This is a genomic window from Vibrio sp. ZOR0018 (assembly GCF_963865925.1).
GTDB classification, from domain to species: Bacteria; Pseudomonadota; Gammaproteobacteria; order Enterobacterales; family Vibrionaceae; genus Vibrio; species Vibrio anguillarum.
The window spans coordinates 130,653-154,075 of record NZ_CAWMCN010000110.1 but is presented as its reverse complement, the minus strand read 5'-3'; the positions used below and the strand labels follow the sequence as shown (position 1 = coordinate 154,075).

Below are 23,423 nucleotides of genomic sequence, written 5' to 3'. Positions count from 1 at the left end.
TCTTCTCTTCTCTTCTCTTCTCTTCTCTTCTCTTCTCTTCTCTTCTCTTCTCTTTTTCTAGCCTATCTTGCGACCGCGCCGCCAAGGGTTAGTTTGCTTGGCCATTTACTGATGACATTACCTCCCAAATAAATATTGCCATTGACGGTCATCGTGTCAGGAAATTCGGTGATTTTGGAACCGCCAATAAACAAACTCCCTTCCACAACCAAACCTTCGGGCAATTGGGTTAATGGCGTTCGAATTACGCTCAAATCCCCCTTGACTAAGAGATTCGCAGGCAGCGTTTCAAGCGGTGTATCCGTGAAATTCAGGTAACCACCGACCTTGATTCTCATTGGCCACGATTTGATTTTACTACCCAGTAAGTTCGCATAACCACGAATAGTGGTGCCTTTGGGAATATTCTCTAGCAAGCTATTAGATGCTTCTAAACTACCCTGCACATTCAAGCCCTTAGGCAGGGATTTTATCGATGTCTTAGCAATATTTAGGTTGCCTTTGAGCGTGAGATTTTCGGGTAGTGTTGTGTAGGGTTTATTACGCAAATAGAGATTGCCATAATTATCAAGGTGGTTAAGGATTTGATATTGATCGAGCGGCTGTGACCATGCACAAGAGGCATAGAGAAGGTTGCATAATGTTAGTAAAAGCGAAAACTTATTCATAAAGCCTGCAGATGAAGACACGATACCTAAAGTATCGGCAGATTACGGTTAAGCTTCAATAATGCATTGCCTAGGATGAGAAAGCAAAGTGCTTGGGCGATAAAAAAGCGAGCCATGATTAGGCCCGCTAAGAGCAATTAGATTAACGAGCCAAAGAGCGCGACTTCAGTTCAAAAATAAGCTTTTCAGCACTGACTTCAAATTTGAAACGTGCATGCAATTCAGTAGAGTTATCATCTAACGGTGAAACTTCAAACTCAACATTATCTGAAACCTGTTTGGCAAGAGCGAGGTACTTCTCAAATTCAGCTTCTAGCTGAGCTTTGTTGGGTGCCATGACCATCACTTCGGCAACTTCATCACCTTCTTTGATAATAAAGCCAATTTCGCCAGCGCAGCCACATGCTTCGCAGACTTGGATATCAACGTCTTTTTCGATACTCATTGTGAATCCTCTTAGTAAATGTATGGACATTCTAACGGGCAAATCGTTTATCAGCCACAAAAAGCCAATCAGGTTTGGGGCAAATCGCGTCTTATTTTGGTTGTTCGAAAGTTTTTAACCATCGTTATGAATTAATGAGTGTGATACTGCTCAAATAATCACTAGTTTTTGTGTCATAAATTTGTCAGAACAGTGTTCAGTTCGTTGCGAATTGTTGATGATTGTACGATTATTCGGTTGAAACAATTATTAATATTATAAATTGCGCTTCATCCATTAGTGGTGATGACTAACAAACTGGAAATTTAGGTTTTATTAGTGATAGCTAAAGGAGTGACAGTAACAAGCCAGTAGATAACGCTTTTAACAAGATAATTCTGGTTTGAATTTACTGTTTTAAGGGATGGTTTTTTAGACAGAAAATGCCATACCACGAGGGGTGATTCGCGAAACGGCACTATAATCGCAATTGAGTTAGATGGATTAATAAAAAAGAGAAGAGTCTGGACCATGCCAAAGCGTAGTAAAGAAGATACTGAAATCACCATTCAGAGAATAATGGATGCTGTTGTCGATCAGCTATTGAGACTAGGTTACGACAAAATGTCGTATACCACGTTGAGTCAGCAAACAGGGGTTTCACGAACGGGGATTAGCCAACATTTTCCAAAGAAAACCGATTTTACGGCCGCTTTAGATGGGCGGATTTTTAAGCTGTTTGTTGAGCATTTAGATTTTGAAAATGATCTTTCAAGCTTTTCAAATAGCTGGATAAATGCGCTGGAAAATGCACAATTTTTGGCTATTTTGCGTTTATTATTTCATCATGTTGTGACGACTGAAAATGCGGATGAATTTGCAGCAAATGGTGTCGATCGGTTATACAAAACGGTGGCTGTACAGTTTGGCAAAGAGAGCGCAAGGGAGCTTGAGTGGCTGATTGGTAAATCACTGATTAAAATGAGTCAATAATTTGGCACTTTGTGCAAGCTTGTATTGTCGACTTTAACACTAAAGCCAACTGAGAGGTTGGCTTTAGTGCTTTTTATAGAGAGATTGTGTCGATCAGTCGTACAACGTTGGGATCGGTTGACGTTTATGCTGAGTTGCTGTGTAAATCGCAACAAGACGGTCAATCACGTGCTGGGAAACAGGCTTCCCTTCTAAAAAATCATCGATTTGGTCATAACTTAAGTTTAACGCATCTTCATCTGCTTTTTGTGGTGCGAGCTCTTCTAAATCCGCAGTGGGTGTTTTTTGAACCAATTGTTGTGGTGCACCTAATTGAGCCGCTACCGCGCGCACTTGACGTTTACTCAAGCCAAACAGTGGTGCTAAATCACACGCGCCATCACCAAATTTAGTATAAAAACCGGTGATGTTTTCTGCGGAATGATCCGTGCCGAGTACTAACGCACCAACAAAACCTGCAATTTCGTACTGCGCGACCATGCGAGCGCGCGCCTTTACATTTCCTTTCACGAAATCAATTTTGGTACTGTCAGTTGGAGTTAAGCTTGTGCCTTGTAGCGCATCAAGAGAGGCTGAGTGCAGGCCATCTACACCCGTTTTAATATTGACCGAAATTGAGTGTGTAGGTTGAATGAAGGAGAGAGCAAGCTGCGCTTCATCCTCATCTTTTTGTTCGCCATAGGGTAAACGAACGGCGATAAACTGATAGTCGTTAACAGCGTATTCTTGGTTGAGTTGTGTCACGGCGAGCTGGGCTAGACGGCCGCACGTTGTTGAGTCGACGCCACCACTGATGCCAAGCACTAAAGACTTACAACCAGATTCTACCAATTTGCGTTTAATAAACTCAACGCGCCGTTCAATTTCATAAACAGGGTCAATGGATGAGAGAACACGCATCTCATCACGGATCATTTGTTCCATTAGGGTTCCTTTTCCTGCAAGCAATATAAATCTTTGGTGTATCATACCGAAATCATCAGATTAGAAAACCGAGAAAATGGTTTTCAGACTTGAATAGGATTGCTATGACCAAAATTGCCGTCTTTGGGAGTGCTTTTAACCCTCCGAGCTTAGGACATAAAAGTGTGATTGAATCGCTAAGCCATTTCGATTTAATTCTGTTGGTACCGAGCATTTCACACGCTTGGGGTAAGCAGATGCTCAGTTATGAGATCCGTTGTGAACTTATTGATGCTTTTATTCGTGATTTGCAGTCAGATAAGATACAACGCTCAATAGTTGAAGAGGAACTGCAACAGCCCGGGCAGAGCGTCACAACTCACGCTGTTTTGTCATTACTGCAAAAACAATCACCTGATGCTGACATTACTTTTGTAATGGGCCCGGATAATCTGTTCAATTTTGCGAAATTCTATAAAGCTCAAGATATCTTACAACGCTGGTCAGTCATGGCCTGTCCTGAAAAAGTCGCTATTCGTAGTACTGATATTCGTCAGCGGTTAGCTGAAAATTTAGATATTGCCGATTTAACGACTATCTCTGTTAGGAAAATCTTGCAGCAAAGAAAACTTTACTAGACAATCCACGCCCTTTTCGTGGTCGGAGCTGTTTGCATTCATGAAGTTAAATGTGGCTGTTTGTGCGTTAATCATGTTTTCGTCGCTGACGGAAGCTTGCGATCTCTATTCCGGTTCATTATTAACGCCAGAGTTAGAATTAACACTAGGTGCAGATAGTAGCCCAACAATGTTACCAGCATCGGGCGTCTGCTTTTCTATATTAGATAGTATGGGTTACGCATCGAAACAACTGCTGGCTTTAGGTTTATTTGAAGAATCTCCAGCCGACTCATCTTACTGGGCCGATTGGTTTTTAAAAGCCGATTCGGATCCCCTGTTTACTCAGAAATTGGCCACAAGCTACATTGGCTTTGGAGTCTGGATACCCTCTGAATTGCTTGACGAGCAAAGTGATATGTCAACCGAAGAGTGGTTAATGAGTCACGGCTTACAGCTGAGTATCGGTTTTGGCGAGAAAAAAGCGGGTGAGCCGCGCATGCGTTTTGACTATCGTTGGCATGAAGATTTCGACAGCGTTGTCATGATGCAAATTGAAGTTCCCTTCTAACGTTTTCCCTCAGTAAACACACTCCCTCAGAAAACAAAAAAGCCAATCGCAATATTCGCGATTGGCCTATGTAAATTGTGAACAAAGAGTATTCACTAACAACGTCAGTTGGCTAGGTGACCCTCGGCTTAAGAAGGGTCGATATAGTTATTGCAGAATACGTGCCAAGTTTTATAGCGCTTAGTTGCTATTGTTTCCTTGTTTTTTCAAACTTCCCCAAGAAAATTTTTGCAGGCTGCAAATGCAAACTGCAAAAACGACTCAGATTGCTAATGCCGTTAGGTTCAATCACATTCGCTCTGCTATCTCACTTTTATTTAATTACACATCTAACTAATTTGTGGTTTTTTGGTTAAATATTAAATCTTATTTATTCATTTTAAATCAGTTATTTATGTATATTGTTGTTATTTTTTTGAATTTTTGGGTTGAATTTTTCATTTGTACTGTTAGTTTATATAGAGGTTTTTAATTAGAGCTCTAACTATTCATGTGGCAGACAATGATTACAGCAGCACCTTGGGTTGCATACCCGGAAATTATGCAAACAAAGACAGAACAATGGACGTTTCGTACCCCTAACCAAGCCGACGGGCAGCGTGTACATGATTTGATTGGGCTATGCCCTCCCTTAGATGAAAACTCCTCATACTGTAACTTCCTACAAGCGATTCACTTTCAAGAGACCTGCATCTTAGCGGAAAGAAATGGCGAAACCGTGGGGTTTATTTCGGCCTATTTAAAGCCTGACAATTCTGATGAATTGTTTATTTGGCAAGTGGCCGTGCATCCAAATGCTCGTGGGCTAGGGCTTGCCTCACATTTGTTACATGAATTGCTCGCTCGTGACGTTATGGCTGATGTTCGTGTATTGGAAACGACTATCACGAAAAACAATCAAGGTTCATGGAGCCTCTTTAAGAAGTTTGATCGAGCACATGGCGAGCAAGGAGAGGTATCGACCTTTCTCGATCAAACTCGTCACTTTGAAGGTGAACATGATACCGAGTATTTATACCGTATTCCGCTCAAACCTCGTTCTAACTTAACAGGATAACTATCATCGTTATGGACATTTTTAAAAAGAAAGAATCAAACGTGCAATCTTATGCCAATCACTTTCCCGTAGTTTTCTCTACGGCAAAAGGAAGCTGGCTATTTACCGATTCTGGTGATCGCTACTTAGATTTTTTGGCTGGAGCTGGTTCGTTAAATTATGGTCACAATAACGCCCTCTTTAAGCAGGCGCTATTGGAGTACATTGATAAAGACGGCATTACTCACGGCTTGGATATGCACTCCTCTGCCAAGGCTGAGTTCCTCGCGGTATTTGAAAGTCTCATTCTTGAACCAAGAAACCTCGACTACAAAGTGCAGTTTACTGGTCCAACTGGGACTAATGCTGTAGAGGCGGCAATGAAGCTGGCCAGAAAAGCCACGGGTAGAAGTAATATTGTGGCTTTCACTAACGGCTTTCATGGTTGCTCTTATGGCGCACTTGCCGCAACAGGAAATCAACATCATCGAGGCGGCGCTGGGCTTAGCTTAGGTGGCGTGACGCGGCTCCCTTATGATGGCTATGCCAATATTGATGGCCTGTCGCTATTTGAAAATATGCTGAATGACAACTCATCGGGTTTAGACAAACCGGCTGCGGTATTATTGGAGGTTGTCCAAGGCGAGGGCGGCTTGAATTGCGCGTCCAACGAGTGGTTGCAACGCTTAAGTCGTCTCTGTAAGAAAAACGACATTCTGCTTATCGTTGACGATATTCAAGCTGGTTGTGGACGTACGGGAACCTTTTTCAGTTTTGAGCCATCAGCAATAAAACCGGACATAGTGACGCTATCGAAATCGCTCAGTGGTTATGGGTTACCTATGGCGATTGTGCTGCTGAAACCTGAGTTAGATGTGTGGAAACCGGGAGAGCACAACGGAACCTTTCGCGGTAATAATCACGCCTTTGTAACCGCTACAAAAGCGCTGGAAACCTATTGGTCAAATGATGATTTTACCACTCATATCGCACATCGAGCCAAGCAAGTGACGCATGTCATTCAAACCACACTGCGTCGTTTCCCCACACTGTTTAACCGCCACAAAGGGCGTGGACTAATGCAAGGCATTGAATGCAGCAGTGGTGAGATCGCCCATAAAATTGCTCGTCGTTGTTTTCAACTAGGGATGGTGATTGAAACCGCAGGCCCAAATGACGAAGTAATTAAGTTTTTCTGCCCACTTACTATCACAGAAACCGAACTTGACCAAGGTTTAGATATTTTTGCACAAGCGGTAGAAGAGCTAGCCTCTCAGTTAATTAAAAAAGCATCTTAGGAATAAAAAATGATTGTTAGAACATTAGAAGAGTGTCGCCAAAGTGAGCGCCGGGTTGTTGCTCAAACTTGGGAAAGCGTTCGTATGCTGCTGAAAGATGACAATATGGGTTTTTCATTCCATGTTACGACCATTTTTAAAGGCGGAGAGACCCATATCCACTATCAAAACCATTTGGAATCCGTGTATTGCATGTCAGGTGAAGGGGAAATCGAAGTAATAGGAGGGGAAACTTACCCGATAAAACCTGGTACTTTGTACATCCTTGATCAACATGATGAGCACTATTTAAGAGCTTATTCTGGTGCCGATATGGTTATGGCATGTGTTTTTAACCCGCCACTGACAGGAACTGAAACGCATGATGAAAAAGGTGTTTACCCGATCATTGAGTAATCACTCGCGACGATTCACTGCATTCAATTTAAAAGAAAAGGAGATCCCATGTCTTACACCGTAGAAAAAATCGGTGGAACATCAATGAGCGCTTTTGATGCTGTGCTCGACAATATTTTACTAAGGCCTCATCACCCTTATGATCGAGTGTTTGTGGTATCAGCGTATGCAACCATTACCGATGCGCTACTGGAATGCAAACGCACTGGCAAGCCCGGTATTTACCAGATGATCGCGAAACATGATACGCAATGGCAAGAAGCCATGTACCAACTTGAGCAACGTATGTTGCTGATTAATGAGCATTTGTTCGCCGATCCTATGAGTCGTATTCGCGCGGATAAATTTATTCGTTCGCGGATATCAGAAGCAGTCAACTGCATTAATAACATTCTAGAAACGTGTCAATACGGGCAGTTTTCATTGCGTCAGTATTTGCCTCAGGTGCGAGAATTTTTATCTTCAATAGGCGAGGCTCATAGTGCCTATAACACCAGTTTGAAGCTAAAAACTCTTGGGATTAATGCATGCTTCATTGATCTCTCTGGGTGGAATAATGGGCAAGCAGGAAGCTTAGATGAGGTGATTTTGGCTGCCTTCGAAGACATTGATGTAGCAACGCAACTGCCAATCGTGACTGGCTACGCCTATTGTAATGAAGGATTAATGAAAACCTATGATCGTGGCTATAGTGAAATGACCTTTAGCCGCATTGCCGCATTAACCAACGCAACGCAAGCGATCATCCATAAAGAGTATCACTTAAGCTCCGCAGACCCGAGAATTGTAGGCGCGGATAAGGTTAGCCCGATGGGATTGACGAACTTTGACGTAGCAGACCAACTGGCTAATTTAGGTATGGAAGCGATTCATCCGAATGCGGCAGCTGGGCTGCGTCAGCAGGGGATTGAGCTCAGAATCAAAAATACGTTCGAACCAGAGCATAAAGGTACTCTCATTTCCAATGTTCATAAGCCTCAGAACAATAAGGTAGAGATTATTGCGGGCAAGGACAAAGTGTTCGCCTTGCATATTTTTGACCAAAGCATGGTCGGGAAAATTGATAATGCCAGTTATGAATTGATGGAAGTGATCGCCGAAGCTAAGGTACATCTCGTTGGTAAAGAGATGAATGCAAACTCGATGACGTATTACCTCAGTGGCAGCAGCGATAACTTAAACCACGTGTTGTACAAAATAGAGAAGCGCTACCCGAATGCATCCGTATCAGGAAAAATGGTCGCCCTCATTTCCGCAATCGGTGCATCAATGAACACCAACAACGCATTAACGCAAGGCATGCAAGCATTAGTTAACGCAAAAATTAGCCCTATTGCCGCTCACTCGTCGATGCGTAATGTCAATGTACAATTCGTCGTAGAAGACAACGATTACAATCGCGCGATTTGTGTTTTACATGATGTGTTGATTGCGAAACCGCTATCTACCAAAAAAGCGGCTTAGCGGTTCAGATTGAAGCATCGTTCCCCCCAATCACATAGTAATCTACGTGATTGGGGATTTATTTTCTGAGCGGCTATTTTTTAAGTGGTTTAGCTCGCTTAGGTTTCAAGCGGTTTGGAAAGCTACAACATCACTAAACTTGCTGTGCCCAAGAAGGCAAAGAAGCCGACAACATCCGTTACTGTGGTTAAGATGACAGAGCCCGCTAATGCTGGGTCAAGCTTAAACTTATCAAGCGTGATCGGGATGAGTACCCCAAACAGCGCGGCGGTAATGATATTTACAACAATGGCCAGTGAAATGGTGGCGCCAATCATCGCTGACTGGAACCAGAGCCCTGCCAAAGCACCAATGATCAACGCCCATAACAAACCGTTAATGGAACCAATACCAATTTCATTTTTGAGCAACGCAAAACGGTTACCCGGTGTAATTTGGTTCAATGCCATGGCACGTACCATCAAGGTTAAGGTTTGACTTCCCGCAATACCACCCATCGAGGCAACAATTGGCATCAACACCGCTAACGCGACAACTTGCGAGATGACCGTTTCAAACATCCCTATAGTGACCGAAGCGAGGATGGCGGTCAGCAGGTTGATCCCGAGCCAAAGGCCTCGTTTTTTGGAGCTTTTAATGATGGGTGCAAATAAGTCATCTCCTTCATCCATACCCGTACCTGCCATTAAGCGCGATTCGTAAATCTCTCGTTGTGTACTCAGGGCAAATTGCCAGTCAATTTCACCCACTAAGATTTCATGGTTATCAATGATGGCGACAGTCGGCAATTGGGAATGTTCTAACGCTTCTACTGCTTCAGAAAGTGACTGGTGAGCATTCAGCGTAAAGAGATCATCTTGCTTGATGTTTTTCAGTAAAGTTTTGCTTTCAGCAAGCAAAATTTCTGTATAACTCACGATACCTTGGAATTTTTTTGCTTTGTTGATCAAATAGATATGTTGTGGAGAGTCATAATGATATTTCTCCAATAGTATCTTGGCTTTGTCGACACTGATGCTGAAAGGCAAGGTATACACTTTACGGTTTGCCCAGTGGCCAACTTCACTATCTTCATAGGCATTGGCTTGATCATACAATTCAAGCTCGTCGCGACTAATTAAGCGCAGCGCTTCACTGATGATTTCATCTGGCAGAGAATCGGCCCATTCGAGCAGAGATAAGTTATCGAGTTTGGCGAGAGTCAGTTTTAGTTCTATTTCTGACAGTGCGTTGATGATAGAAAAACGTACTTCAGCACGCATCTCTGTCAGTACATCAATGTGTAGCTCTAAGGGTAGGCTACGCCACAGACGTACCCGCTGCTCGACAGGAAAAGCTTCTAAGATGATTGCGATCGAGCTTTCATCAAGCCCACTTTCCACGTACTCGCCGAGTAAGTCGATTTGTTGCTGCTCATCGGCTTTTGAAATCGTTTCAATATGCAGTGAAAGGTCTTGATATTCGTTCAACGTTTTACTCCGACAGGAAGTTGTTTCTTCTCGATTTTTTTCACGGCTTTTTCTGGAGTTTTGTTTAATACAATTACAGGGCGAACAATAAAGAGGTTGTTTGGATAGAGCACTGTATTGCCATCAACATTCTCTAATACGACATTGAGTAGATTCATGTCGACGATTTTACCTTCAACAAAATTTGCGCCATCCACCACTCGTACCCATAAACCGATGCGACAGTGGTTTTGTACAAATAAAACCAGAAATGAGGTGACGTTGCTCAGCAAAGACCAACCTGCAAACAAACCGACGCCAAGCAACGCAAAAAGTGATGAGCCAACAACCAATAACCCACGCAGTTCCACGCCCCACATCATTAGCAGAGTCAACACTAACACCAAGAAGAGTAAGGCCTTCACCAGCCAACGTGCTCGTTTAAGCCGATGAATATCGACTTTGCCTATGACCATATTCTCAAACCATCGCACGGTGTAGCTGGCTGTTTTAGGATAAATAAGCAACGCCATGATCGTGATGATCCATTGATAATTTTTTTGAAATAAGTCTAAGTATTCCATGACGAATCAGAAAAAGGAGATTTGGTTCAAAATAACCGAAATTCAGTCAATTACAACCTCTAATCTGGCTGAGGTTGATAATTGGAATTGGGTTGAGAAAAAAGTAACCAATTTGCTTTAGTCGGTCGAATAAAAACTAGAGAGGGTCATCGGGTTCTAGACTAGACAATAGCGTCGATGCTTCTATTTCTGGTGTTTTCATCATCATCGATAACCGCTGTAAAGTGGAGAGAATGAGAGTTTGTTCCCATGCGTTTAACGCCTGAAATTGTTCAATAAAGCTATCTTTTAGCAGTGTGGGTGCTTTGAGTAATAATTCATCTCCTGTTGGGGTTAACAACGCATGAACTTTACGTTTATCTTGTTGATCTCGCTCTCGAATGATCAGTGCGCGTTTTTCTAAGCGATCCAAAATGCTGGTCGCTGTAGCTTGGCTCATATTCGTATGATCGGAGAGTTGCTTTATGGTCATATCGGCCGAGTTTTGGATCGCACGCATTAACAATAGTTGGGGGCTAGTGAGGCCAAAATCTTTGTTTATTTTTTTGGAATGGAGATCTGTCGCACGAATAATTTGGCGTATAGCGACCAGTACTTCTTCATGAATATCCAATACTTTCCTCCTTGAAAATAAGCAGAGCCACCCTTTTGATATGGGCGGCTCCATACTCTCTTACTTAGCGGCTTCTTTGGCGGTTTTTATCCACGAATCGAATTCAGATTGGTGAGCTTTTATCCAACCATTGGCATGAGCTTCAATATCTTTGGCAGAGTTTTTACCTTTACTCATGATCATGTTTTGCGCACTGATATCATTAATATTCAATTTCATGATTTCAAAAAGTTTTGCTGCGGCTGGGTTTTCTAGAGCGAATTTTTTATTGGCGACAATCAGCATACTGTTCATCTCAAAGCCGAAGTTCTTTCCGTTGGGTAGGGTTGTATCGATATTTTTGCGCTCACCAGGTAGGGCAGAGAAAGGGACTTCAAGCCAAGTGACATCTTTACCAGGGACCAAAACCCCACTCACCCAATAAGGTGTCCAAGTGTAATAAAGGATAGGGTCGCCTTTTTTGTATCGTGAAATCGTATCGGCAATGATAGCGGCATAGTTACCTTGGTTGTGAGTAACGGTCGGTCGTAAACCGTAGGCGGTTAAGTGCTCCTCAATCACCATCTCACAACCCCAGCCGGGTGTGCAGCCAGTTAAGTCTGCTTTACCATCGCCATTTGCATCAAACAGCTTGGCGATTTTAGGGTCTTTTAACTGAGCAATATTAGTAATACCGTACTTATCTGCCGTTTTTTTATCAATCAAGTAGCCTTGCGCTGCTCCTGATATATATTGACCTTTTCGATAGAACTTAGCGTCGCCGCCCGCCATCGAGTATTTGTCGGCGTGTAAAGGAAACCACCCAACGGCGAGATAGGTTGCATCGCCTTCGGCAATCGAAGTATAAGCCACGTTGTAGTCGACTTCTTTGGTCGGTTTGACATCGTACCCCAGCGCTTCCATCGCTTTGTTCACGATGAGAGTTTGAAATGTTTCTTCAGCCACTGTCGATTGTACGGGTTGTACACTAATACCTTTGCCAGGAAGTTTATCAGCCCAAGCGCTGATGGGTAATGCCGCCGATGCGATTAAACTGGTTGAGATTAACGTCTTCCATGCGTAATTCATTTCTGTTCTCCTAGATTGTTGGCACTCTGATGAGTCAGTTTTTGCTTCAGTAAATAAAAGGGTGAGATAGGGCCGGTTTGATACCAGCGTACTTTTTGATCGCGATTTTCTGTACCGATATGCTGAGTTAGGCGATCAAGTAAGATGGCGAGAATGACAATGCCAAGTCCCCCCACGGCAGCGAGTCCCATATCAAGTCGGCCAATACCACGCAAAACCATTTGCCCCAAGCCACCGACAGCAATCATGGAGGCAATTACAACCATCGACAGCGATAGCATCAGTGTTTGGTTGACACCAGCCATAATGGTCGGCATGGCTAGTGGTAACTGAATACGGTAGAGCATCTGTTTTGGGCTTGCGCCGAATGCATGGCCTGCTTCGATAAGCTCTTCGGGAACTTGTTGAATACCTAAGATGGTTAAACGAACAATCGGTGGCAGGGCGAAAATAATGGTTACCACCACGCCAGGTACGTTGCCAATTCCGAACAGCATCACGATCGGGACTAAATACACGAATGCGGGCGTGGTTTGCATCGCATCCAAAACGGGGCGGATGAATTTTGCAGCCGTTTGATTTCTGGCCAGCCAAATCCCAAGTGGCAAGCCAATCAATAGGCAAAAGAATACCGAGGTCATGACCAAGGCGAGGGTGACCATTGCTTGTGACCACGCTCCGATTAATCCAATTGTAATCAGTGAGGCTAATGAAGCTATACCCATTTTAGGTCCAGCAAGTTGCCATGTGATCAAAAATAAAATCAACAACATCACAGGCGCTGGCGTTGAAACTAACGTGGTTTCAAATGAACTTAAAATAAAATCAACAGGTACTCTGACAGCTTGAAATAATGGCCTACCGTGTTCCACTAACCAACCCAGCCCGGTTTCAACCCAGTGATCAAAGGGGATAATTGCATCTTGAAATGGGTGCAGCCAATCGAAAGGCGCGGGAGCGTCGGTTGCGCCATTTAACCAATCACCTGCTGTAGTTGGGGATGCAGTAGTCGCTGACCAAGGATCGTTGCTGACAGGCGTTTGCGCGGCAGACGCCCATGGGTCAAGCGCCTCTGTGGATTGAATGTTGGTTTCCGTTGTCATAATTATTCCCTATCCAAAGTCTGCAATAAGCGTGATTTGGTGATCACGCCGTAATAATTTCCCTGCTGATCGACAACAGGCACGGCGTAGGGGACTTCAGCAACTTGGCTGATTAATTCACTAACAGACAGCTCCGGATCAACCGTCACAATGTCAGGCAGTAGTGCCGCGCTAAGTGATGTTTGTTGCTTGAGAGCTTGTTTCAGAGAGTCGAGCGACACAATGCCAGAGTATTTATTCGTACGGTCAACTACAATTCCGTAGTCTCGGTCATGATCCATCAGTAACTGCATTGCTGCAGCCGGGCCATCATTGTCGTGTTTTTTAAAAACGGCCGCGGGTTTTTTACGGGCAATGTCTTTAGCTGAAAAAACACTGGCAACATTAACGCCACGAAAGAATGAACTGACGTAATCGTTAGCAGGATGATGCAATATTTCATCGGGCGTGCCCGTTTGTACGACGATGCCATCTTGCATGATGGCGATACGGTCACCAATTCTCATTGCTTCATCAAGGTCATGAGAAATAAAAACGATGGTTCGCTTATCATCATTTTGCAGGCGGATTAGTTCATCTTGCATTTCGGTGCGGATTAACGGGTCGAGTGCGGAAAATGCTTCGTCCATTAACAAAATGTCAGGGTCGTTGGCGAGTGCACGAGCCAAACCAACGCGTTGTTTCATCCCACCCGATAACTCATCAGGGAATGACTCACAGTAGGCGTCTAAGCCAACCCGAGCGAGCGCTTCTTTTGCACTTTTATTACGTTCATGAGCCACCACTCCTGATAGTTCTAATCCAAAGGCAGCGTTTTCAAGAACGGTCATATGTGGCATGAGTGCGAAGTTCTGAAATACCATTGAGATATTTTTACGTCTTACATCGCGCAGCTCTTGCTCTGAAATATGAGCAATATCCTTACCCTTCAGTAAAACACTTCCTTGGGTTGGCTCAATCAGGCGGTTCAACAATCGAACTAAAGTGGACTTGCCCGAACCGGACAAACCCATAATGACAAAAATCTCCCCTTCATTGATTGAAAGAGACACATCCTTGACCCCAACAGTGAGCCCGGTTTGCTCGAAAATTTGGTCCTTATCCAACCCTTTTTCTAACAGCGGGAAAGCCTGTTGTGGAGTCTCTCCAAATACCTTGTAGAGGTTCTTAACTTCTAACACGGGTGACATGATTTACATCCTTTGTTCTTCATGGCTATTTAATGTTTAGCCGTAAATATGTATAGTACACTAAACATTAGTTTGACGGATTTCAAGTTTTAACTGAATATTTATTGGCCTTTTTGTCATTAAGTTATTGATTTTTTATGTATAAAATAAAACGTAAGAAATGAAAAATAGTTTGAGCTGAAATTGTTGTGTGAAAATGGTAAGCCTGAGAGGCTTGGCTTTATTGGTGTGAAGAACTGAAAATGGCGACGAATAAATCGACAACGTGTCTGATGAAAGAGGTAGAGAGTGAGAAAAATAAATGAGCAACCGATTGTGCGGCAATTATTGCAGCTATTCTTGTTCCTGATAGTGCTAACGTCTTTCCCAACACTGGCACAGGAAGAGTCTTATTCTGAATCGCCAATACTGGATCGTCCTTTGGTTGAGCGCTACATATTGGATGAGCTGAAAGCGTTAAGACAAGATCAACAAGATCTTGAACGGCGACTCACGATTCAAATTACCGACAGAGAATTGTCCGTTGCAGACAAGTCACTGAATTACTCGAATGTGACGGTGACCTATTTTTTCTATGTCATCGCTGGTGTTGCCTCATTAGTTGCATTAATTGGTTGGCAGTCACTTAAAGAAGTGAAGCACAACACGCGTGAACTGGCCGATAAACGGCTAAATCAAATTGCGCAGGAATATGAGAAAAAATTCCTCGCCTTGGAGCGAGATCTCAAGCGCAAAACACGCATCATTACCGAAAACAACCGTGAAATTGAAATTATTAATGAAATCCATAACTTATGGTTGAGAGCGCAAAGTGTCCAAACACCAGAGCAGCGTATTGAAGTGTATGACGAAATTTTAAAAATCCGTCCCGGAGATTTGGAAGCGTTGACATACAAAGCAGATGCTGCGATGGAAATTCGGGAATACTACTGGGCACTGAGTCTATGTAATCGCGTGCTAGAGTTGGATGATGCTAATGCGCCAGCCTTGTACCAACGAGCATGTGCGTATGCGCGTATCGGAGCCGAAGAACAAGCGATTGAGGATTTACAAAGAGCCACGGAAATTAGCGCTTCATTGCGAGATTTAATTGCAGAAGAAGCTGATTTAGAAGGGCTACACGGCAATAAGAAGTTTGACGAGCTGATCAGTAGCAACATTTGATTTGTATTAAATTTCATCCACTTTTTATAACGAACTGGTGATAATCAAACGTAATCTTAACGACAAATTATTATCATTAGACACACATACGCTTTTAACCGTTAATGCGCCTGACGTTACAGGCGTCAAGTCGTGATATCAGACTTTCTGATTCACTTTTTACTCTCTGTTTTTGTGAGATTAGATGTGGAACAACCATCCAAATTAGATCGCGTTCGCGCTGACTACAATGTTCATTATTGGAGCCAAGGCTTCTTCGGTATTGACAATCAAGGCGAAGTTTATGTTTCGCCGCGCCATGATAAGGCGCACCAAACCCCCTTGAGTTCGATCGTAAAGCAGCTTGAAGCGCGTGATTTAAATTTGCCTGTGCTTGTACGTTTTCCGCAGATCCTGCATCAACGCGTACATAACATTTGTGACGCCTTTAATCAGGCGATTGAAGAATACCAATATCCAAACAACTACCTGTTGGTCTACCCAATCAAAGTGAACCAACAAAAAGAAGTGGTAGATGAGATTTTAGCCAGCCAAGCGCAGCTAGAGACTAAACAGCTTGGATTGGAAGCGGGCAGTAAGCCAGAATTATTGGCGGTATTGGCTTTAGCCCAACAAGCAAGTTCAGTGATTGTATGTAACGGCTACAAAGACAGAGAGTACATTCGTCTGGCCCTGATTGGTGAAAAGCTTGGCCATAAAGTATTCATCGTTTTGGAAAAATTGTCTGAGCTGGATCTCGTGCTGAAAGAAGCGAAAAGCCTAGGCGTGAAACCACGTTTAGGGCTCCGCATTCGTTTAGCTTCTCAAGGCGCGGGGAAATGGCAGGCGAGTGGTGGTGAAAAATCGAAGTTTGGGCTCTCTGCCTCTCAAGTGTTGACCGTTATCGAACGCCTTAAAAAAGAGCAGCAACTAGAAGCGTTGCAACTGGTGCATTTCCACTTAGGTTCGCAAATGGCGAATATTCGTGATGTGCGTAATGGCGTGAACGAAGCGGCGCGTTTTTACTGCGAGCTGCGTGATATTGGTGCGGAGATTGACTTCTTCGATGTGGGTGGCGGTTTGGCGGTGGACTACGACGGTACACGCAGTCAATCATCCAACTCGATGAACTATGGTTTAGCTGAATATGCACGCAATATCGTAAGCACGGTAAGCGATGTGTGCCAGTTATATAGTCAGCCAAGGCCAGTCATTATTTCTGAATCAGGCCGCTCGATTACCGCGCACCACGCCGTACTTATCACTAATGTTATTGGTACAGAAGCGTATTACCCAGAAGAGATTCCAGAAGTCGGTGAAGAAGCTCCGGTATTGCTACAAAACATGTGGCGTAACTGGCAAAGCTTAAGTGAAGGCTCTGATGCGCGTGCACTGATTGAAATTTACAACGATACGCAAAGCGATCTGTCGGAAGCGCACAACCAGTTTTCGACTGGCGTTATTAACCTTCAGCACCGTGCTTGGGCTGAACAGCTATCGCTGCGCATTTATCACGAATTGACACTGCAAATGAGTACCAAAAACCGTTTCCATCGTCCTATTTTGGATGAACTGAATGAGCGTTTGGCGGATAAGTTTTTTGTTAACTTTTCACTGTTTCAATCATTGCCAGATGCGTGGGGAATCGACCAAGTTTTCCCTGTGTTGCCATTGTCTGGCCTTGAAAAAGTGGAAGATCGCCGCGCCGTGATGCTGGATATCACCTGTGATTCTGATGGTGCAATCGAGCAGTACGTCGAGGGGCAAGGTATTGAAACGACGCTGCCAGTGCCAGCATGGAATGCCGATGAACCGTATTTGATGGGATTCTTCCTTGTAGGGGCCTATCAAGAGATCTTAGGCGATATGCATAACCTATTTGGCGACACACACAGCGTGGTGGTGAACATGGCAGAGAATGGCGAAACTGAAATCGTATCGATCAACGAAGGAGACACGGTTGAAGATATGATGCGCTATGTCCATATTGATGTGGATGCCATCCGTAAAAACTACCGCGAATTAGTTAGCCAGCGTGTGGCGGTTGAAGAACAAGAAAATGTATTGCAAGAGCTTGAGCAAGGCTTGAGCGGTTATACCTATCTAGAGGATTTCTAAATGAATGATTTGTTTACTAAAACTGATTATTCCCTGTATTCCAATGCGATGACGTTTGTACGTCGTCCTTATGTTAAAGACCCAGTAAGTGCAGATGCCGATGTCGTGGTACTGGGCGTACCTTTGGATATGGCTACATCAGGTCGCCCGGGGGCGAGAATGGGTCCAGATGCGATTCGTCGCGCTTCAGTGAACCTTGCATGGGAAGGTAAAAAGTTTCCTTGGAACTTTAACTTGTTCCAAGATACCAAAGTGATCGACGCGGGCGATTTGGTTTTTGATTGTGGTGACGCTGAAGATTTCACTTATCGCTTAGAAGCGGCGACTAGCGAAATTCTAAAAAGTGGCAAAACCATGCTTGCTTTAGGTGGTGACCACTTTATCACGCTGCCTATATTGCGCGCTTATGCCAAATATTATGGCGAAATGGCATTGATTCACTTTGATGCTCATACAGACACCTATGCCAATGGCAGCGCTTATGATCACGGCACTATGTTCTATCATGCGCCGAAGGAAGGGTTAATCTCAGCCAAGCATTCTGTGCAAGTGGGTATTCGTACCGAATACAAACAGGAAGGCCACGGTTTTAATGTCATCAATGCGATGCAAGCGAATGATATGTCAGTGGAAGAGATCGTCGCTAATATTCGTCAAACTATTGGTGATAAACCCGTATACCTAACGTTTGATATTGACTGCTTAGATCCCGCTTTTGCTCCTGGAACGGGTACGCCAGTATGTGGTGGATTGAATTCCGATAAAGTGCTGAAAATCATTCGTGCATTGGCCGGTATTAATTTGGTGGGAATGGATGTTGTTGAAGTTTCTCCTCCGTACGATCAAAGTGAGCTAACTGCTTTGGCTGGTGCGACAATTGCTCTAGAGCTGCTTTACGTTTGGGCTTCTAAGCCAAACGTGGCGTCATAAAAAATAAGTCAGCGCGCAGCATCACCACTGCGCGTTTTTCTTAACCATCATCTCAACGTATTTCCATTAAAAATCATCATCTTGTCTTTCAATGTAAAATTCATTTTGCGCACTCAATAATAAATATTAATGACATAACTTGCATAAGTGTTCGCCGTGTACCAATTTTATTAGGTTGGCTAGGTGTCTCATTGGTCTACCATTCATATTAATAATATGATCAAGTTTCACCTTAATCTTTCTAGCTGTTATACGGTGAGGGTGAATCTATGACTTTAGGTTTTAAAAGCAGAATATATGTGAGCGTAGCACTGCTCGTTGCGATTTCTTTAATCGTTTTGGGCACTATCAACATGCTGTCGTTAAAAGAGAAGATGATTACCTCTTTAACCACAGAAACTCAAAACAAGCTCAACTATCACGTTTCTGAACTCGCATCTTGGGTGAAAACACGTTATCAAGCCGTAGTTAAAGGTTCACAACATTTCCGATCTGCTCTTTCTGATCAAGAGAATGTCAACTTAGTTCGATTGTTAGCTGAGAGTGCGCAAATTTCAAATGTCATTATGGCGTATGACGATGGCCGTGCCTATATGTCGTTTGACAAAGACAACGGAGTTGTTACAGGTCAACAAAATTTCACCAGTAGGGATTGGTATCAGCAAGCAAAAACCTCTCGAACTGCTCAGGTAACTGAAATTTATGAAGATAAAATCACCGGTAAACAGGTTATTAGTGTAGTTATGCCTGTCTACCAACAAAGCCGTTTCATTGGTGTTTTGCTGGGAGATATCCAACTGGATGAAGTCATTGTCCAAGTCAGTAATATGCGCTTTGCCGGCGGTGCAGCGACACTAACCGACAAGAATGCTGTCTTTTTTGCTAGTGATGATCCTAGTGATATTGGACGAACGCCCTCGCAAGTCAGCCCTAATTTCCTCGAAATGGAGAAACTTTTTAGCCAGCAAGATGCTGGTCATTTGTCATTTCCTTATTTAGGTATTGAGTTTGATGGTTATTTCAAGCGCGTTAACCTAACCGATAACATGTACTGGACCATGATGGTGTTCGTCGACAAAGGTACAGCGTTAGCTAATGTGTATGAAGCGCAAAGTAGTGCTATTTACACTGGAGTGACTTTGCTCATTATCAGCGTCGCGGCAATCTTCGTCATTCTTAATTATATCTACAAGCCTTTGCTACGCCTGAAAAAAGCGGTGCTTGATCTTTCGAAAGGCTCCGGTGATTTGACACGCCGCTTGGAGGTGAATGGTGATGATGATTTAGCGCAGATAAGCCAAGGCTTCAATTTATTCTCAGAAAATCTACAAAAAATGATGTTGCAAATATCTGATGCCAGTCAAAACATCTCCTCTAATATTGAGCAGTTAGGTCAAACGGCAAAGGAAAATGAGCGCATGCTGCTTTCGCACTCATCTGAAACAGAGCAAGTGGTGACGGCCATTACTGAAATGAGTGAAAGTGCACGTACTGTGGCAGAGAGCGTTACGCAATCGAATCACATTACTGACTCGGCGAGCGAAGAGGCCAAACAATCGATTATTATTGTGAATAATGCGGTTGAAACGGTCAGCTCATTGGTGAGTGACGTCGAACAGATGTCTGAGCGCATTGCCAATATGAACAAAGATGCGATCAAGATCAGCGAAGTATTGACCGTGATTGGCGCTATTTCAGAGCAAACGAACTTGCTTGCGTTGAATGCGGCGATCGAAGCGGCGCGTGCGGGTGAGCAAGGCCGTGGGTTTGCGGTGGTTGCAGATGAAGTTCGTGCTTTAGCAGCGAGAACGCAAAACAGCACTACTGAAATATCAGATATGCTGGCCAAGCTACTTGAAGGGACGGATAGCGTTGTAGCCGCAATGGACAAAACTAAAAACCAATGTCAAACCACAGCAGATAAAACGTCTGAAGTTTCTGGCAGTTTAAACATCATGAGCACTTCTGTGTCCGAAATTGATGATCTGAGTACCCAGATCGCAGCTGCGACCGAACAGCAAAGTACCGTCGCAGAAGAGCTCAGTCGCAATATGCTAGCGATAAGAGACATCGTTGAATCATTGGTGGTGAGTGGCAGACAAACCGTCAGTGCTACAGAGTCACTCTCTTACTCAAACCATGAGCTTGACCGCTTGGTCTCCAACTTTAAATTAAAGTAATAAAACGCCGCTAACGCGGCGTTTTATTTGGGATTAAGCACGGAGAGAGCATCATGAAAACAGCGTACTATAGCGTGTGGCTAGATGAGCACGCCAATCAACTGAACCCTGCGTTTGAGCAAATTTTCCAGACAGTGAAAGCGCATTTTTTTGCTCGCGATCCCAATCGTTGGCCTTTGTATCGTATTCACGAGATCGCCCGTTGGCTTGAAGAGCGAAAAATTGATGCGCCAACCGTGGTAAATACTGCATTGCAGCAACAATTACGGCATTCAAACATCATTCCTCGACACTCGAGCCACGCCATTCGCCCTTTTAACGACTTAGCGCTTTATGCAGCCAAACGTTCAAAAAACTGGGATGACCCTCGCTCAGTGGAAAATGTGATCTCGACACCTTGTGATCCGGCCATTCACGGTGCGCTACTTGCGACTATCGCCAACCCTAACTTGGTTTATAGCGAATATGCGGGAGATGCCATTGAACTGGAAAAATTAGTCGTGCGGCAAATCGCGCATTTAGCTGGTTATGATAGTGATCAAGCGACTGGAGTATTCACACAAGGAGGTACATTTTGTAATTTGTACGGCTATCTATTAGGTATTCGAAAAGTGTTGCCAAAGTCAGCTCTGAATGGTTTGGCGGGAGAAGATTACAGGATATTCAATTCAGAAGCAGGTCACTATTCAAACATGACAAATTTGTCGTTGTTGGGGGTTGATGTTCAAGGTAAAGCGATTCGGATCAAAGTTAAAGATAACAATGAAATGGATTTGGCTGAATTAGACCAACAATTGATTTTCTGTTTTAAAAATGGCATTGCTGTTCCTAGCATAATGTTGACATTTGGCAGTACCGATACCTTCGCAACTGATGATATTGAACAGGTTTATGCGATAAGAGAAAGAAGATGCCAAGAATATGCGATTTCGATGAAACCACATATTCATGTTGATGCTGCTGTTGGGTGGAGCATGTTGTTTTTCCAAGAGTATGATTTTGAACGCAACCCTTTATCGCTTAATCGGGCAACACTGACGGGTATTGAATCCTTATTGCCGAGGATTAAAAGTTTACAATTAGCGGATTCATTTACGGTCGATTTTCAAAAATGGGGTTATGTCCCTTATACTTCCAGCTTGGTGATGCTCAAAAACAAACACGATCTCGCGGTATTAAAAACAGATCCCGGTTATTACTCCTACTTTGAACATGCTCAAAGAGAAGAGAGCCATTTGCAATCGACCATTGAATGTTCACGCAGTGCCGTGGGTGTTTTTTCTGCCTATTCAGCACTGCAACATTTAGGTATCGAAGGCTACCAAACCGTGATTGGTCATACATTGCAAAATGCTAATTATTTACGCTGCCAATTAGCCGCTCTACCACACTGCAAGGTGGCAGCAGTAGAAAACCAAGGGCCAAGTGTTACTTTTCGTCTCTATGACCCACAGAAAGTGACGTGTGCTGAATCGATGTTTGATCAAGAAATGAACGTCGCACGTCAGGGTTCTATGGTTGATTCGATAGTAGAGAATACGCTCTACCATCGTCATCAGTTCTTATCTCATAAAGGCCAGCATCTCAACACCAATTGGGTCGATTCGATTGCGCGCACTCATTATGATGACACTGGACATTGTTTACATATTCCGGGAGAAAAAGCGGTTTTAATGAACCCCAATACCACCCGAAAACATATCGAACAGTTTTGCCAAAACATTGTTCGGCGCTAGCCATGGAAAGGGTGAGCGCGAACTGAAATGAATGACTAGTCACGTCAATGTAATGTTATTTTTCACCACGGATGCGGTGTGAAGAATGTATTACCATGTGCGCGTGATATTAACCTGAATGTTACATTTTAGATAACAAGCTGTCTCAAGGAACGATAATGAAAAAACAACTGTTGACCCTAGCAATTAGCGTTTGCTTTACCTATGTAGCGCAAGCAAATGAATGGGGATATGAAGGTGAACGTGGCCCTGAACATTGGGGACATGTTTCTAAAATTTGTGAAATGGGTAAAAATCAAAGCCCAATTGATATCAATGGCCTCGTTGAAGCTGATTTAAAATCTTTAGATATCCACTATTCAGGCGTTGTGGGTGCATTGACCAACAATGGACACACGCTGCAAGCCTCAGTTTCAGGGAAAAATACACTGGTAGTGGATGGTACAGAATTTGAACTCAAACAATTTCACTTCCATACCCCTTCTGAAAACTTAATTAAAGGACATCAATATCCTTTAGAAGCGCATTTTGTGCATGCTGATGCGGCTGGCAATCTGGCAGTTTTGGCGGTGATGTTTGAAACGGGCGCACAGAATGAACCATTAGCCCAGCTTACTGCGGAGTTGCCTAAAGTTGGGGCGAGTGTGCAGTTAGCAAAAGAGTTAGCAGTACAGTCACTGTTACCTAAGCTAGATGAGTATTACCGTTTTAATGGGTCACTCACAACGCCGCCTTGCAGTGAAGGCGTGAGATGGTTGGTGGTCAAACAGCCGAACAGTTTGTCACAGCAACAAAGTGCAGCACTACATAGTGTGATGGGAAATAACAATCGGCCCATACAAGATCACAATGCTCGCTTAGTGCTAGAAAAAGAATAACAACGCTCTTTGAGCGATTTGAAGTCGCAGTCGGGCTCACAGGGTTTACTATTTCCTTTCCG

22 protein-coding genes are annotated in these 23,423 nt (G+C 43.6%); 13 read left to right on the top strand and 9 right to left on the bottom strand.

Features of this window, described 5'->3' with window-relative positions; all coding sequences use genetic code 11:
- Positions 1-62: 62 nt before the first annotated feature.
- Positions 63-689 (bottom strand): hypothetical protein, encoded by a 627-nt coding sequence (locus AACR75_RS09960; protein WP_013867989.1) that lies wholly within the window; start codon positions 687-689, stop codon positions 63-65.
- 121 nt (positions 690-810) lie between these two features.
- The gene (locus tag AACR75_RS09955; protein WP_010318562.1) at positions 811-1,113 is read right to left on the bottom strand and encodes a YfcZ/YiiS family protein; all 303 of its coding nucleotides are present in this window, start codon (positions 1,111-1,113) and stop codon (positions 811-813) included.
- Positions 1,114-1,623: 510 nt separating this feature from the next.
- Between AACR75_RS09955 and AACR75_RS09950 the strand changes: the two genes are divergently transcribed.
- A complete protein-coding gene (locus AACR75_RS09950) occupies positions 1,624-2,085 on the top strand; it encodes a TetR/AcrR family transcriptional regulator (RefSeq protein WP_047689966.1) in 462 nt (153 codons plus the stop codon).
- Between the two features lie 93 nt (positions 2,086-2,178).
- On the opposite strand, the gene nadE is transcribed toward AACR75_RS09950, so the two are convergent.
- A complete protein-coding gene (gene nadE / locus AACR75_RS09945) occupies positions 2,179-3,009 on the bottom strand; it encodes an ammonia-dependent NAD(+) synthetase (protein WP_026028381.1) in 831 nt (276 codons plus the stop codon).
- A 104-nt stretch (positions 3,010-3,113) separates the two neighbouring features.
- Between nadE and AACR75_RS09940 the strand changes: the two genes are divergently transcribed.
- The 6 genes from AACR75_RS09940 to AACR75_RS09915 all read left to right on the top strand — a co-directional run bounded on the left by AACR75_RS09940 (position 3,114) and on the right by AACR75_RS09915 (position 8,370).
- Complete coding sequence (locus AACR75_RS09940) at positions 3,114-3,626, top strand: nicotinate-nicotinamide nucleotide adenylyltransferase (RefSeq protein WP_010318565.1); 513 nt, start codon at positions 3,114-3,116, stop codon at positions 3,624-3,626.
- Between the two features lie 40 nt (positions 3,627-3,666).
- Positions 3,667-4,176 carry a hypothetical protein gene (locus AACR75_RS09935; protein ID WP_017046067.1) on the top strand — a complete coding sequence of 170 codons (510 nt, stop codon included), beginning with the start codon at positions 3,667-3,669 and terminating at the stop codon, positions 4,174-4,176.
- 490 nt (positions 4,177-4,666) lie between these two features.
- Positions 4,667-5,233: a diaminobutyrate acetyltransferase gene (gene ectA, locus AACR75_RS09930; protein ID WP_017046068.1), complete on the top strand. Its 567-nt coding sequence runs from the start codon at positions 4,667-4,669 to the stop codon at positions 5,231-5,233.
- Positions 5,234-5,244: 11 nt separating this feature from the next.
- Positions 5,245-6,510 carry a diaminobutyrate--2-oxoglutarate transaminase gene (gene ectB / locus AACR75_RS09925; protein WP_047689962.1) on the top strand — a complete coding sequence of 422 codons (1,266 nt, stop codon included), beginning with the start codon at positions 5,245-5,247 and terminating at the stop codon, positions 6,508-6,510.
- 9 nt (positions 6,511-6,519) lie between these two features.
- Entirely contained in the window at positions 6,520-6,906 is a 387-nt protein-coding gene (locus tag AACR75_RS09920) for an ectoine synthase (RefSeq protein WP_013867980.1), read from the top strand.
- 48 nt (positions 6,907-6,954) lie between these two features.
- The gene (locus AACR75_RS09915; RefSeq protein WP_013867979.1) at positions 6,955-8,370 is read left to right on the top strand and encodes an aspartate kinase; all 1,416 of its coding nucleotides are present in this window, start codon (positions 6,955-6,957) and stop codon (positions 8,368-8,370) included.
- A 122-nt stretch (positions 8,371-8,492) separates the two neighbouring features.
- On the opposite strand, the gene AACR75_RS09910 is transcribed toward AACR75_RS09915, so the two are convergent.
- The 6 genes from AACR75_RS09910 to proV form a co-directional block, all read right to left on the bottom strand.
- Positions 8,493-9,839 carry a magnesium transporter gene (locus tag AACR75_RS09910; protein ID WP_047689959.1) on the bottom strand — a complete coding sequence of 449 codons (1,347 nt, stop codon included), beginning with the start codon at positions 9,837-9,839 and terminating at the stop codon, positions 8,493-8,495.
- Positions 9,836-10,402: a mechanosensitive ion channel domain-containing protein gene (locus AACR75_RS09905; protein ID WP_047689958.1), complete on the bottom strand. Its 567-nt coding sequence runs from the start codon at positions 10,400-10,402 to the stop codon at positions 9,836-9,838. Before AACR75_RS09905 ends, AACR75_RS09910 begins: the two co-directional genes overlap by 4 nt.
- Positions 10,403-10,538: 136 nt before the next feature.
- A complete protein-coding gene (locus tag AACR75_RS09900) occupies positions 10,539-11,069 on the bottom strand; it encodes a MarR family winged helix-turn-helix transcriptional regulator (protein ID WP_013867975.1) in 531 nt (176 codons plus the stop codon).
- 6 nt (positions 11,070-11,075) lie between these two features.
- A complete protein-coding gene (gene proX / locus AACR75_RS09895; RefSeq protein ID WP_017043349.1) occupies positions 11,076-12,083 on the bottom strand; it encodes a glycine betaine/L-proline ABC transporter substrate-binding protein ProX in 1,008 nt (335 codons plus the stop codon).
- Complete coding sequence (gene proW / locus AACR75_RS09890) at positions 12,080-13,186, bottom strand: glycine betaine/L-proline ABC transporter permease ProW (RefSeq protein WP_047689956.1); 1,107 nt, start codon at positions 13,184-13,186, stop codon at positions 12,080-12,082. Before proW ends, proX begins: the two co-directional genes overlap by 4 nt.
- 2 nt (positions 13,187-13,188) lie before the next feature.
- Positions 13,189-14,376, bottom strand: coding sequence for a glycine betaine/L-proline ABC transporter ATP-binding protein ProV (gene proV / locus AACR75_RS09885; protein WP_013867972.1), 1,188 nt, complete (start codon positions 14,374-14,376; stop codon positions 13,189-13,191).
- A 327-nt stretch (positions 14,377-14,703) separates the two neighbouring features.
- Here proV and AACR75_RS09880 point away from each other — a divergent pair, with 327 nt between their 5' ends.
- From AACR75_RS09880 to AACR75_RS09855, 6 genes are all read left to right on the top strand, one after another.
- Entirely contained in the window at positions 14,704-15,540 is an 837-nt protein-coding gene (locus AACR75_RS09880; RefSeq protein WP_202599017.1) for a tetratricopeptide repeat protein, read from the top strand.
- Positions 15,541-15,726: 186 nt separating this feature from the next.
- Complete coding sequence (gene speA / locus AACR75_RS09875) at positions 15,727-17,637, top strand: arginine decarboxylase (protein ID WP_026027469.1); 1,911 nt, start codon at positions 15,727-15,729, stop codon at positions 17,635-17,637.
- A complete protein-coding gene (gene speB, locus AACR75_RS09870) occupies positions 17,638-18,567 on the top strand; it encodes an agmatinase (RefSeq protein WP_013867969.1) in 930 nt (309 codons plus the stop codon).
- A gap of 269 nt (positions 18,568-18,836) precedes the next feature.
- Positions 18,837-20,747, top strand: a complete 1,911-nt coding sequence (locus AACR75_RS09865; RefSeq protein WP_047689953.1) for a methyl-accepting chemotaxis protein — start codon at positions 18,837-18,839, stop codon at positions 20,745-20,747.
- A 53-nt stretch (positions 20,748-20,800) separates the two neighbouring features.
- A complete protein-coding gene (locus AACR75_RS09860; RefSeq protein WP_047689950.1) occupies positions 20,801-22,483 on the top strand; it encodes a pyridoxal phosphate-dependent decarboxylase family protein in 1,683 nt (560 codons plus the stop codon).
- Positions 22,484-22,641: 158 nt separating this feature from the next.
- A complete protein-coding gene (locus tag AACR75_RS09855) occupies positions 22,642-23,361 on the top strand; it encodes a carbonic anhydrase (RefSeq protein WP_047689948.1) in 720 nt (239 codons plus the stop codon).
- The last annotated feature ends 62 nt before the right edge of the window (positions 23,362-23,423 follow it).

Bases quoted from the DNA above. Each gene is read 5' to 3' on its own strand.
- proV (WP_013867972.1), bottom strand. From the start codon at position 14,376: ATGTCACCCGTGTTAGAAGTTAAGAACCTCTACAAGGTATTTGGAGAG.
- AACR75_RS09955 (WP_010318562.1), bottom strand. From the start codon at position 1,113: ATGAGTATCGAAAAAGACGTTGATATCCAAGTCTGCGAAGCATGTGGC.
- ectA (WP_017046068.1), top strand. From the start codon at position 4,667: ATGTGGCAGACAATGATTACAGCAGCACCTTGGGTTGCATACCCGGAA.
- AACR75_RS09950 (WP_047689966.1), top strand. From the start codon at position 1,624: ATGCCAAAGCGTAGTAAAGAAGATACTGAAATCACCATTCAGAGAATA.
- AACR75_RS09860 (WP_047689950.1), top strand. From the start codon at position 20,801: ATGAAAACAGCGTACTATAGCGTGTGGCTAGATGAGCACGCCAATCAA.
- AACR75_RS09855 (WP_047689948.1), top strand. From the start codon at position 22,642: ATGAAAAAACAACTGTTGACCCTAGCAATTAGCGTTTGCTTTACCTAT.
- proX (WP_017043349.1), bottom strand. From the start codon at position 12,083: ATGAATTACGCATGGAAGACGTTAATCTCAACCAGTTTAATCGCATCG.
- AACR75_RS09920 (WP_013867980.1), top strand. From the start codon at position 6,520: ATGATTGTTAGAACATTAGAAGAGTGTCGCCAAAGTGAGCGCCGGGTT.
- AACR75_RS09900 (WP_013867975.1), bottom strand. From the start codon at position 11,069: ATGGAGCCGCCCATATCAAAAGGGTGGCTCTGCTTATTTTCAAGGAGG.
- AACR75_RS09905 (WP_047689958.1), bottom strand. From the start codon at position 10,402: ATGGAATACTTAGACTTATTTCAAAAAAATTATCAATGGATCATCACG.
- AACR75_RS09935 (WP_017046067.1), top strand. From the start codon at position 3,667: ATGAAGTTAAATGTGGCTGTTTGTGCGTTAATCATGTTTTCGTCGCTG.
- AACR75_RS09865 (WP_047689953.1), top strand. From the start codon at position 18,837: ATGACTTTAGGTTTTAAAAGCAGAATATATGTGAGCGTAGCACTGCTC.
- AACR75_RS09940 (WP_010318565.1), top strand. From the start codon at position 3,114: ATGACCAAAATTGCCGTCTTTGGGAGTGCTTTTAACCCTCCGAGCTTA.
- speB (WP_013867969.1), top strand. From the start codon at position 17,638: ATGAATGATTTGTTTACTAAAACTGATTATTCCCTGTATTCCAATGCG.
- ectB (WP_047689962.1), top strand. From the start codon at position 5,245: ATGGACATTTTTAAAAAGAAAGAATCAAACGTGCAATCTTATGCCAAT.
- AACR75_RS09915 (WP_013867979.1), top strand. From the start codon at position 6,955: ATGTCTTACACCGTAGAAAAAATCGGTGGAACATCAATGAGCGCTTTT.
- proW (WP_047689956.1), bottom strand. From the start codon at position 13,186: ATGACAACGGAAACCAACATTCAATCCACAGAGGCGCTTGACCCATGG.
- nadE (WP_026028381.1), bottom strand. From the start codon at position 3,009: ATGGAACAAATGATCCGTGATGAGATGCGTGTTCTCTCATCCATTGAC.